9 protein-coding genes are annotated in these 11397 nt (G+C 49.9%); 4 read left to right on the forward strand and 5 right to left on the reverse strand.

Annotated elements, in window-relative coordinates; translation table 11 throughout:
- The first annotated feature begins 210 nt into the window (after positions 1–210).
- Positions 211–1215, forward strand: coding sequence for a beta-N-acetylhexosaminidase (nagZ, locus tag NNL38_RS24250; RefSeq protein ID WP_255391439.1), 1005 nt, complete (start codon positions 211–213; stop codon positions 1213–1215).
- Between the two features lie 105 nt (positions 1216–1320).
- Here nagZ and NNL38_RS24255 read toward each other — a convergent pair whose 3' ends face one another.
- The 4 genes from NNL38_RS24255 to NNL38_RS24270 all read right to left on the reverse strand — a co-directional run bounded on the left by NNL38_RS24255 (position 1321) and on the right by NNL38_RS24270 (position 6028).
- Complete coding sequence (locus tag NNL38_RS24255; protein ID WP_255391440.1) at positions 1321–2922, reverse strand: EAL domain-containing protein; 1602 nt, start codon at positions 2920–2922, stop codon at positions 1321–1323.
- Positions 2923–3830: 908 nt separating this feature from the next.
- Positions 3831–4745 (reverse strand): cation diffusion facilitator family transporter, encoded by a 915-nt coding sequence (locus NNL38_RS24260; RefSeq protein ID WP_255391442.1) that lies wholly within the window; start codon positions 4743–4745, stop codon positions 3831–3833.
- Between the two features lie 235 nt (positions 4746–4980).
- On the reverse strand, positions 4981–5415 hold the full coding sequence (trxC, locus tag NNL38_RS24265; RefSeq protein WP_255391443.1) for a thioredoxin TrxC: 435 nt from the start codon (positions 5413–5415) through the stop codon (positions 4981–4983).
- Positions 5416–5554: 139 nt separating this feature from the next.
- On the reverse strand, positions 5555–6028 hold the full coding sequence (locus NNL38_RS24270; RefSeq protein WP_255391444.1) for a hypothetical protein: 474 nt from the start codon (positions 6026–6028) through the stop codon (positions 5555–5557).
- 404 nt (positions 6029–6432) lie between these two features.
- On the opposite strand from NNL38_RS24270, the gene pdhA reads away from it, so the two are divergent.
- The 3 genes from pdhA to NNL38_RS24285 are packed head-to-tail and all read left to right on the forward strand — an operon-like array spanning position 6433 to position 9645.
- On the forward strand, positions 6433–7524 hold the full coding sequence (gene pdhA / locus NNL38_RS24275) for a pyruvate dehydrogenase (acetyl-transferring) E1 component subunit alpha (RefSeq protein WP_255391445.1): 1092 nt from the start codon (positions 6433–6435) through the stop codon (positions 7522–7524).
- Positions 7517–8500, forward strand: coding sequence for an alpha-ketoacid dehydrogenase subunit beta (locus NNL38_RS24280; RefSeq protein ID WP_255391446.1), 984 nt, complete (start codon positions 7517–7519; stop codon positions 8498–8500). Before pdhA ends, NNL38_RS24280 begins: the two co-directional genes overlap by 8 nt.
- A complete protein-coding gene (locus NNL38_RS24285) occupies positions 8497–9645 on the forward strand; it encodes a dihydrolipoamide acetyltransferase family protein (protein ID WP_255391447.1) in 1149 nt (382 codons plus the stop codon). The genes NNL38_RS24280 and NNL38_RS24285 overlap by 4 nt, the downstream gene beginning before the upstream one ends.
- A 103-nt stretch (positions 9646–9748) precedes the next feature.
- Here NNL38_RS24285 and NNL38_RS24290 read toward each other — a convergent pair whose 3' ends face one another.
- Entirely contained in the window at positions 9749–11089 is a 1341-nt protein-coding gene (locus NNL38_RS24290; protein ID WP_255391448.1) for a DEAD/DEAH box helicase, read from the reverse strand.
- Positions 11090–11397: the final 308 nt, after the last annotated feature.

Below are 11397 nucleotides of genomic sequence, written 5' to 3' on the forward strand. Positions count from 1 at the left end.
CTTATCGCCTCAGTATAAATGAGAGCCACCTCCTATCAACAGTCTGTTTACTGGTATCAACAAAAATGAATGTAAGACTTGCGATCCAGTCGAAGAATTTGCGATTCCAATAGGCTGGCTGCAACCCACTATGGTAAGTTAGCCCGGTTTCTTTATGACAAAGAACAACCAGATAAGCTGGGTTGTTCAGTAGATAATCACGGAGTGTTCATGGGACCACTAATGCTTGATGTCACCGGCTATGAGCTTGATGCCGAGGAGCGTGATATTATTCAGCACCCAACCGTTGGCGGAATCATCTTTTTTGCCCGCAACTACCACGACCGCCAACAACTCAGGGCGTTGGTCCGGGATATTCGCAACACGGCAAAACGTCCGCTCCTCATTGCCGTCGATCAGGAAGGCGGTCGGGTACAACGTTTCCGTGACGGCTTTACCCCCCTGCCACCGGCCAAAGCCTTCGCATCGCAGTCCGATGGAATCGAACTCGCCCACCGGGGGGGTTGGCTGATGGCCGCCGAGCTATTGGCGATGGATATTGATCTAAGCCTGGCACCGGTCCTGGACTTGGGTTTTGACTGTAAAGCCATTGGCGATCGTGCCTTTTCTGAGGACCCACAGCAGGTGATCCAATATGCCAGCCAATTCATCCGGGGGATGAAACAAGCCGGCATGGCAACCACCGGGAAACACTTTCCCGGCCATGGTGGTGTCATTGCCGACTCACACCTGGAAACACCGGTCGATCCCCGCACGAACATCATGACGCATGATATGGTGGTTTTCCGCCAGCTCATTCAGGATGGTCTTCTGGATGCCATGATGCCGGCCCACGTTGTGTTTGACGCGTACGACGACCAGCCTGCCAGCGGCTCTGCTTACTGGCTGAAACAAGTCCTTCGCCAGGAGCTCAATTTCGGCGGCATCATCTTCTCGGATGATTTGAATATGAAAGGTGCCGATGTACTGGGAAGTTACAGCGAACGAGCGATCGCCGCTCAGGAAGCGGGTTGCGACATGGTGATGCTGTGTAATAACCGTGAAGGGGCGATTCAGGCGCTGGACGGCTTGCCACAGACGCAAGTACCACAGCTCCAGGCCCTGTGTAAAAAACCGACTGGTGAGTATTCAGACTTGATCAAAACGCGCATGTGGCAAGATACCCAGCAGCAGATCCACCAACTATCTCTGTCTTGGCAGGAGCAAAATTCCTAACAGTTCCTATTGGTTCGGCAGATGATTGATACATCTGCCTCTCCATCAGTGACATCCCTCGCTTTGGTATGCCAACATCATAGCAATGATTTTTCTCGCGCCTGCTTACGCCAGGCAGGCCGAGAGCGTCTCTCCACGCGGCGATGAGGAAATCCCTTTGCAAAAATAGGCGAAATCTTTAAAAATCATTGGCTTGCCGAAATAATAGCCTTGCTGAAGATACACACCTTGCGACGCTAGGTAACGAGATTGCTGCTCGGTTTCTACCCCTTCCGCGATCATCTCCATCCCGGCCTCACGGCCGAAAGCGATAATCGAGTCCAGAAGTGACAACTTGAGTTCCTCAGTGCCGATATTATCGACAAACATCTTATCGATTTTCAGGCTGCGGATATTGAGTTGCTGGATATAGCTAAATCCGCCATAACCAGTTCCGGCATCATCAAGCTTGACATCAATGCCACGCCGGCGAAGTTGCTCAATCACATCGGATGCCATGGTGAGATTGGTAAATTGCTTACGTTCTGTCACTTCAAAGGCGATCTGCTCCGGAGTGATTTCGGAGTGAGCCAGCAGTGCCAGCGATTTTTCCATCACCTCCAGGCTCTCCAATTGATCCGGCACCACATTGATACTAATCACCTGCTTGGTCCTCTGCCAATTCAGCTTACTCATCTCGCCAACAGCCTTTTCGATCAACTGCTCCGTGATTGGTAATATCTGGCCACTCTTTTCAACATAGGGAATAAATTCCATCGGTGGTACAACAGCTTGGCCGGGACGCTGCCATCGCGCCAACATTTCGCAGCCATATAAGGTATTCGTCGAGACATCTACAATGGGTTGGTAATAAGGCACAAATTCCTGCTTCGCCAATCCCCGCTCAATCAAGGCATGCAGTGAGACACTTCTGCGCCGGTAAACCCGATACAACGAGAGAGAAATTGCAGCGAATGCGGCTCCCAAAAGAAACAGTGGCAACCAAAACTCCGCCTTGTATTGCGCCATCAGTCGCGGATGAATAAAAGTATTGACTTGCAGCCCATCCAGGATCAATGAACGAAAGAGCGGCTGTTCATTTAACAAACCACTATCCCCTCGCCAATACGCAACTGTCGGATTATCAACCGAGGTCAACACACTGAGTACACAGTTCTGACAGTACTTATTCTTTAATGATTCCGAGACCAACGGCTCAAGGTAGACCGTCAACTGCCCCTGTGCTCCCTGCCACTTCGCTGCAAGCAAAGTTCCGTCCGGCGTCTCACTTGAGACCCACAAAGAGACCTGCGGAGAAAGCTTGCTCAGGAGCGGCATCAGCTGCATATCCTCCAATGAACCACGATAGCTGCTGCACTCCCCGCCATGATTGGTGCTCAGTGAAATCCGCTTAATCACAAAATTACGATAAGCAACGCTATCCAACTTCGCCTGATCGGCTACACCGCAATCAAATTGAAAATCATGAGATAGGCTTGTCAGTAACCCGGGTAACTGTTCGAGACGCATGGAATATGTATTCAGGAGCTCATCAGAATCAGCGCCGATCCGGTAGGACAAGTAAAGCTGAGCGACAGGGACACTGAGCAACGAAAGCAGGCATGCAATCCCGAGAATAAACCCGAAAGACAAAATTGTTTGCCGCCCGAGCGGCTTTCGCTTCGGGGTGTCCTTCCCTGGTGCATTGTTGCGATGACCGATAATCATGTTTTCAAATTTATCCTTTCACCTGAGCCATGGTTCAGATCATGACGCGCTTAACTGTATGGATATTTTATCAATCCTTTGATATACAACCATATTCATTAATAAGGTAGTTAACAAGCAGCAGGCGAACGATCGCTTTCGAGTCAGATCACGACTTGGTAAATTTATAAAACATGAATCCCATATAGTTCGACAAAAAGGAAAGAGATCGAAGCGAAGTGACAACATCACCCATTTGTCCGAGCCAGACAATTGATGGTGCAGCCGGAAGAAAATGACTATTTGACACCTATTACCAGAATGTGGTGTTTTTTCACGGTATCAGTGAGTAAAACAAAGGCGCCATGAAGGCGCCTTCGTTGCTTAAAGAGCGTCTCGGGAATAGTCGATACCTTTCGTGCACTTTTTCTCTTTGACGATGATAAAAGCAGCACCAATAATGAAGGCAATGACTAGCAGAGTTTCCATAACGAACCTTTAACAACCTTAGACTGAATGAACCGATACTGCCGCCAGGTAATATCGTGATATAAGGGGTATTCAGGCCTAAAGATTGCCTCTTGGATAGAAGCAATTTTTAGACTGCCGATAAGATACCCCAGCTGATCGTTTTTTGCACGAAATGGTTAGCGAAATGTTAAAAAAAGACTGTAACTACATCGTGCCAGTGATACTTGCGAGCCAAATCCCGAAACCAAGGTAAAAATAGTCAAATTTCAGTAGCATAAGTTACTAAAAAAGTCCTATTTCATGTCCGGTTTGTTATTAAAGCTAGCACGTATATTTTGTGCAAATAGTCACCAAATCGCTAGTAAAACATAGGTGATTTTTCTTTGCCTAACTGATTAGAATATCTAATCCAAAAGATAAGTAGAATCAGCCGGCTTCGGGTGAAGCCGGCCTGAAGGTTACAGCCAACGCTCCTGGCCGGTAAAGGTGACAGATAGCCAGGTGTCCCCCAAATCGTCGGACAACTCTTCCCACAGCAATTGACGGATATAATCCTGACGCTTCGTGGTCCAATAGGCATCATTTTTGACTAAAATATTCACCTCCAGATCATATTGACGACCAGACTTGGCAAAATGATGGGTATAGCCATCGAAGTGAAATTGACGAGACAGGCGCTCAATCACCCGATCAACGCGTTGTTGCGTCGTGTCCTGCGGCGCCACCAAGAGCACTTCGCGCAAATTCCGTTTCAGCACTTTAATCGGTAAGACCGACGCCGCAATTGCCAGCGTCGAGACCAGAATAGGGTCGACATACGCGTTCCAACGGGAGTAACCTAAATGATCAAACAGCATCACCAGCAGAAAACCCACCAAAATCGCCGCACTCAGAATACCGTCCACCAGCCATTCCTGTGAATCGACCCGAACCAGTTCCGACGCTTCTTTGTGCGCAATTCGGATTTCAACCGCATAAATAGTAAAACAGCAGACGGTCGATAGCACGGCGTACACGAGCGCATGCTCCAGAACAATGTCATGACCTCCGTTGACAATGGTTTGCACACCACTGATAAAAGCAAACAAGCAAGTAACCAGAATGAGCAAGCCATTGACGACATTGATTAACGGCTCAATGTGCGCGTAGCCAAATTGGAATTGTCGATCGTCAGGCCTTGAAACCAGGTAGGCGGTATACAGGCTCAACCCTGTCATACCCATACTCAGAAATGAAAACATGCCGTCGAGTAAAATAGCACTGGATCCGACATACAATCCATAGCCAATCCCTAAACTTGCCAGCAAAACAGTGCCGGCCAGGGACATTTTAAGCGCCAAACGCTCCTTACTAATTTTACGGCTGGTCGCCATAATTTCCTCCTTATCTTCAAATGAGTTGAACGAAATCGTTATGAACACCATAACACTATTTGTAGCTATTTGAATATCATCTATTTTCTAACAGGTGCTTTCCAACTTGTCTGTAATAACAGTAGCACCTGTAGATGGACAATTTATGAAACCATTGCCCCGGCAAATCAGAGTTAAAGCCTGCCTTTCAAAGATAGGCCAAGCGGCTTGTTCCTGACGATGCAGGCTGATCCCTTTATCGTTCGAGGACTTCGTCAAGCCATTGCCCGAATTCTTTCTTCTTCAGTGCCGTCGGCAAAGCAGCTTGCACTCTTCCTTTTTTAAACACCATCACCGTCGGTACGCCTCTGACTTTGTACCGGGTTGCCAACGCCTGATTCTGCTGCACATTCAACCGAACAAAACGAAGCGACTTCTGCCGCTCTGCCGCAACCTTCTCTACAATCGGCTTAAAGGTACGGCATGGCGCACAGTTGTGCCCCCAGAATGTGACCACAACAGGTTTTGGACTTTGAATCAGACACTCGAAGTTTTTGCTATCAGCCTCTACCGGCTTACCATCCAGTACCGGGCGGCTACAGTGCTCGCACTTGATGGTATTCGACAAAGCCTGAACAGAATTTGTTGCAGGCTGCTGGCAGTGGGGGCAAGAGACAGAAAAAATTTTCATGGGAAATCCGAAAATACATCAAAAGACGGCATAAGATACCAAGTATCCTCAATAGTATCATTCGAATTGCACAGCACCGAAATATATCATTATCAATGCAGGAAGCCACGCCGACGCCACGCTATAGATTCGCCAAAGGCTATTGCGGTTCGCGCTGGAGCTGTAAGCGTTCAATATCACTGAAGAAGTTGATCATTTTTGCCCGGCTGACACTGTACTCAAACCCCGTTCCGGCGCAATAATCCTGGTCAAATGGTTTCCGATCATGATTTTTCAACCAGATATATTCACATTGCGCATGCAACTCGCACGCATGGTCGCGCTCGTTTCGGAGCTGAGACCAATAAGTCGAAAAATGCTCGAGGGCATAATTCAACTGATCATAATTATCTGACGTCAGCTCGGGCCGCAGGGTCTTCAATTCTTGCTGCCGCTCACTCATGAAAGCCTGAAATGTCCTGGACAGATTATCAACTGAAGCAGCATAACACTGCTTCTCGATGAAGCTTTTTTTCTGTCCGGCTAAATCAGTCACTGTCTCCTGCGAAGTGCAGGCCGCTACAAAAAACAACAAAAAACTGCTTATTAATTTCATCGCGCACCACAAAAGCATCTGAATCCCGAAATGCTATCTAAGTATGAGCGACCCACTCCATCTCAATGAGTGAATGTGGCAGACGTCTTAACAATAAGACATTTACGAGGTTACGCCATTTCACCTGAATCCGGCGGGAAATATTACCAGGCGATCACCCGGCCGCAAGATTTTAATACATTCCCCTGTTTAATTAAAATTAGCAGTGTTTTTCGCTGTAATTATTCCTTTACTCCTTTATTGTTGACTGCTCGAGGCGAAAATTTAACATCTTGATTACAATTATTATTACTTGGTTATACCAAGACTTACGTCAAGCAGACTGGTTTGAGCCTCCCTTATCGGGCTCTGTGATACAGGTATAGCCAATTTTATTGATTTGCTGTCCGCCTCTTCCGAGGCAGCAACAGAAGGAGCTTGGAATGAATGTTCAGGCCTTACCGATGCATCGGTATATTGATCATCAGGGTCGTCTCATCGATCAACTGCCTGCATGGGCTGATCAGTCAATATTGACAGGGTTTTACCAGGATATGGTGATGACCCGCGTCTACGATAACAAAGCAATTGCGCTACAAAGAACCGGGAAACTGGGAACCTATCCGTCACATTTAGGTGCTGAAGCGATTGGCATTGCCGTCGGGCGAGCCCTAAAACCTGACGATGTGTTTATCCCCTACTATCGGGATATGCCCTCCATGTGGGTACGCGGGATCGGCATGGAAAAAAACCTCCAGTACTGGGGCGGTGATGAACGCGGCAGTGACTTCATGACCGAAGATGGTCAGCCAAGTCGGGATCTGCCGTTCTGTGTCCCGATCGCCACCCAATGCACTCATGCCGTCGGTGTTGCAGCAGCCCTGAAAATCCAGGGCAAACACCAGGCCGCGCTGGTGACCTGCGGCGATGGCGCCACGTCGAAAGGTGATTTTCTCGAATCCCTGAACTGCGCGGGTGTCTGGAACATTCCACTGGTGTTTGTCATTAACAACAACCAATGGGCCATTTCCGTACCGCGCACGATTCAGTGCGGTGCTGAATTTTTATCCGATAAAGCCCAGGGGGCCGGAATTCAAGGGCTCACGGTTGACGGTAATGATGTCATCGCTATGTATGACGCCGTCCTGAAAAGCCTGGATAAAGCGCGTAAAGGTAAAGGAGCGACATTAATCGAAGCCATTAGCTACCGACTCAGTGATCACACCACGGCTGATGACGCCAGCCGTTACCGCAGTGAAGATGAGCTGCAACAAGCCTGGGCTTATGAGCCAATTGCACGACTGAAGAAATTTCTGATTAGCCAGGGCTGGTGGTCTGAACAAGAAGAAGAAAACTGGACTGCACACTGCCGTGAGGTAGTCGAACAGGCCGTGAAACGATATGAATCCCTGCCACCACAAGCACCGGAATCAGCATTTGACTATCTGTTTGAATCGCTTGATAACGATCTCCATCAGCAGCGGGATCAACTGATCAATAAAGCAATGCGAATGCACGGAGGGCGCCATGGCTGAATTGACCCTATTAGAATCGGTAAACTTGGCACTGCACCATGAGATGACCCACAACCCTGACGTTGTGGTACTAGGTGAGGATGTTGGTGATAACGGTGGCGTATTCCGGGCAACAGTCGGGCTGAAAGAAAAGTTCGGGTGCAAACGGGTGATCGACTCCCCTTTGGCTGAAGCACTCATTGGTGGCGTCGCCGTCGGCATGGCCACGCAGGGATTGCGCCCGGTTGCAGAGTTTCAGTTCCAGGGCTTTGTCTTCCCGGCGATGGAGCATCTGATGTGTCATGCCGCCCGGATGAGAAACCGGACCCGTGGCCGCCTGACCTGCCCAGCCGTCTTCCGCGCCCCGTTTGGTGGCGGGATCCATGCGCCGGAGCATCACTCTGAAAGTATTGAAGCGCTGTTTGCCCATATCCCCGGGCTGCGGGTCGTCGTACCGTCTTCACCGCAACGTGCATACGGCCTGTTGCTGGGCGCGATCCGCAGCAACGACCCTGTGATGTTCTTCGAACCCAAGCGTATCTACCGAACCGTCAAGTCAAACGTCGAAGACGACGGCACAGCCCTGCCGCTTGATACCTGTTTCACCTTGCGTAAAGGGCGAGACCTGACGCTGGTCACCTGGGGGGCCTGTGTTGTTGAATCCCTCCAGGCAGCGGCGAGCTTATCCCGGCTCGGGATTGAGGCGGAAGTGATTGATGTTGCCAGCATTAAACCACTGGATATGGCGACGATTTACAAATCCCTTGAGCGAACCGGCCGACTCTTAGTCGTCCATGAAGCGTGCCAGACCAACGGTGTCGGTGCAGAAATTCTGGCCCGGGCTGCCGAGCATGCCATGTGCTTGCTCAAAGCGCCGCCGAAACGGGTCACCGGGATGGATACCGTCATGCCCTATTACCGGAACGAAGATTATTTCATGATCCAGGAAGAAGATATTATTGAGGCAGCAACTGCGCTCGTGGAGGGATGGAAATGAAGTCATTTACTTTGCCTGATCTCGGAGAAGGCCTGGCAGAATCAGAAATTATTGAATGGCATGTCAACGTTGGCGATACCGTCGAAGTCGACCAGGTAATGCTCACCGTCGAAACAGCCAAAGCCACCGTCGATGTTCCCGCCCCTTACAGCGGCAAAATTATCAGCCGTTTCGGCGATGAGGGCGATGTGATCAGCATCGGCAGCCTGCTGCTTGAAATTGAAGACAATGAGTCGGCAGCGCAAAATCAGAAAAGCGCGAAAAAAGCGGATGCCGCCACGGTCGTCGGTAGTGTGTCTAACAACAGCCATCATGTGAATGTCGACGAATACTGGGTTGGCAGTGCAACACAACAAACGGAACGCCCATCCGAAGCGCTAACCGCCATGCCTTCGGCCCGTCTGCTGGCACAGAAACTTGGCGTCGATCTACAGAAAGTAAAAGGCAGTGGACCGTCAGGGGTCATCTTAGATTCTGATGTTTATAACGCTTGCGATCAGCAACTTCCAGGAACTGAAGTGATCAAAGGCGCACGCCGGACCATGGTCAGCACCATGGCGGAATCCCACCAGCATGTTGCAGCCGTGACAATCACGGAAGAGGCCAACCTCGAGCACTGGCATGACGGCGAAGATATCACCAGCCGCCTGGTGATGGCGATTATTGAAGCTTGCCAACAAGAGCCTGCACTCAACGCCTGGTTTGACGCCGAAACTATGACCCGCTGCGTTCACAGCACCGTGAACCTTGGCTTGGCTGTGGACAGCCCGCATGGCCTGTATGTCCCGGTGCTCCGCCAAGCCGGTGAATATAATGCCGACAGCATTCGCAAGTGGGTCAATGAAACCGTCACCGGGATCCGGGAGCGAAAAATCGGCCGCGATCAGCTGCAACACGCTACGATTACCCTGACCAACTTCGGGGCGATCGCCGGCATTTTCGCCACCCCAGTGGTTACGCCACCACAAGTGGCCATTGTCGGTGCCGGTCGAATCATGGAAAAACTGGTGCTGCGCAACAATCAACCGGTTTCGGTGAAAACCATGCCGCTGTGTATGACCTTTGACCACCGCGCCTGTACCGGAGGTGAAGCCGCCCGGTTTATGAAAGTACTGGTGAAAGCGCTGGAAGCCAGCCACGCCTAGCGACCAAACCTTCATTGTACAATCGTTATCAGCGGAGAGCCGCACACACAAAAATGCCAGTCAAGTGACTGGCATTTTTTACTCATCAGGCTATTCGTGAAACTTAATCTTCTGCAGAAGGCTCTACTGGTTTCCGCTTCTTCGGCATAAAGACATTTTCACCCACCGCTACGTTATTATAGAAACGCTTATCACGTTGTTTGGTTACTTTGGCCGCCGCTTGCTTCTGTGCCGCAGGTTTCGCCGTTGGTTTCTTTTTCACCGGCTTTTTCTTATATTTCGGTGCAGGCTTCAACCCTTTAAACTTGCCTTCCAACCCTTCGATCACACTGAAGGTAATCGACTGCTGCAAGAAAGCCTCAACATTCTTAAAGCTCCGCCAGTCTTTCGGGCCAACCAGGGAAATCGCATCCCCTTTGTTACCGGCACGGCCGGTTCGACCAATCCGGTGCACGTACTCCTCGGCATGCTTCGGCATATCGAAGTTAATCACATGAGAAACGCGATCGATATCCAGCCCACGCGAGGCAACATCCGTCGTCACCAGGATTTTATGACAATCCCGCTCAAACTGGCTCATGATGCTGTTACGCTGGGTTTGCGTCATGTTGCCACTCAGAGCAACCGCCTTAAGTTTTCGCTCATTGAGCATGGTCGTCAGACGCTCAGTATCTTCACGAGTCGCGGTAAAGATAATGACCTGATTATAACTTTCGGTTTCCAGCAATTTATCCAGCAACGCCTGCTTATGATCCAGGTGATCACACAGCAGAAAACGCTGGGTGATGTCGGTATGCTCTTCTGCTCCGTGCCCAATCGAGATGCGTTTTGGCGCATTGAGCATATCTGATGCAATATCCAGCACATCGGTATGGTCCAGCGTCGCCGAAAACATCATGGTCTGGCGACGGCGGTGGCTGGCGGCTTCATGAATACGGCGTAGCTGCGCCTCAAAGCCCAGATCCAGCATACGGTCGGCTTCATCCAGGATCAGCATTTCCAGGCCATCAAGGAAAGTACTGCGATGCTCCAGATGATCTGCCAAACGCCCCGGTGTGGCAACCACAAACATCGGGTCTTTACGTAACTCTTTGACTTGATCGTTGAAGTTTTCCCCACCAACAATCAGCGCACCATCATACGGGGTACCCGCATTCAGTGTCCGCAGTTGGGCAAACACTTGCTTGGCCAGCTCGCGAGTCGGTGTCAGCACCACCACGCGTGGATCGCGTTTGGAAAACGGCTTACTGCGGTACATGCGCTGCATGGCCGGAAGCAGAAATGCCAGAGTTTTACCGGAGCCCGTTTTCGACGAGGCTAAGACATCTTTGCCAAGAATTGCTACAGGGATAGCAGTTCGTTGAATTTCAGTTGGTTTATCGAACGCCAGATGATGTAACTTCTTCAGCAGGCGCTGGTCTAATCCAAGATCTTTAAAATGCAAAATGGTGCTCCGGTCAAAATGTTCTTCGGTGAACAAGGATAATACAGTTATTCAAGATGTGATGCGCGTCACACCAAGTTAAATTTTCTAAGCGGTGGATTATACCATAATTCTGATACGAGACACGAAAAACGTCCGTATCTAATGGGATTTCATAAAGATAACATCGCTCTGTCTGGTTTCATTTCATCCCATTGCCAAAGCACGTCCGCCAGACCCTATCGCCACTCTCATTGCTCTCTCGGGCATTGGCTCACACAATAAAACACTGTATTATTCTCACATTAATCCGGAACAGGACGTTACTA

Source organism: Photobacterium atrarenae, from assembly GCF_024380015.1.
In the GTDB taxonomy this organism is placed as follows: domain Bacteria; phylum Pseudomonadota; class Gammaproteobacteria; order Enterobacterales; family Vibrionaceae; genus Photobacterium; species Photobacterium atrarenae.

Excerpts from the sequence above, each read along its gene's own strand:
- nagZ (WP_255391439.1), top strand. The coding sequence starts at position 211 with ATGGGACCACTAATGCTTGATGTCACCGGCTATGAGCTTGATGCCGAG.
- NNL38_RS24255 (WP_255391440.1), bottom strand. The coding sequence starts at position 2,922 with ATGATTATCGGTCATCGCAACAATGCACCAGGGAAGGACACCCCGAAG.
- NNL38_RS24260 (WP_255391442.1), bottom strand. The coding sequence starts at position 4,745 with ATGGCGACCAGCCGTAAAATTAGTAAGGAGCGTTTGGCGCTTAAAATG.
- trxC (WP_255391443.1), bottom strand. The coding sequence starts at position 5,415 with ATGAAAATTTTTTCTGTCTCTTGCCCCCACTGCCAGCAGCCTGCAACA.
- NNL38_RS24270 (WP_255391444.1), bottom strand. The coding sequence starts at position 6,028 with ATGCTTTTGTGGTGCGCGATGAAATTAATAAGCAGTTTTTTGTTGTTT.
- pdhA (WP_255391445.1), top strand. The coding sequence starts at position 6,433 with ATGAATGTTCAGGCCTTACCGATGCATCGGTATATTGATCATCAGGGT.
- NNL38_RS24280 (WP_255391446.1), top strand. The coding sequence starts at position 7,517 with ATGGCTGAATTGACCCTATTAGAATCGGTAAACTTGGCACTGCACCAT.
- NNL38_RS24285 (WP_255391447.1), top strand. The coding sequence starts at position 8,497 with ATGAAGTCATTTACTTTGCCTGATCTCGGAGAAGGCCTGGCAGAATCA.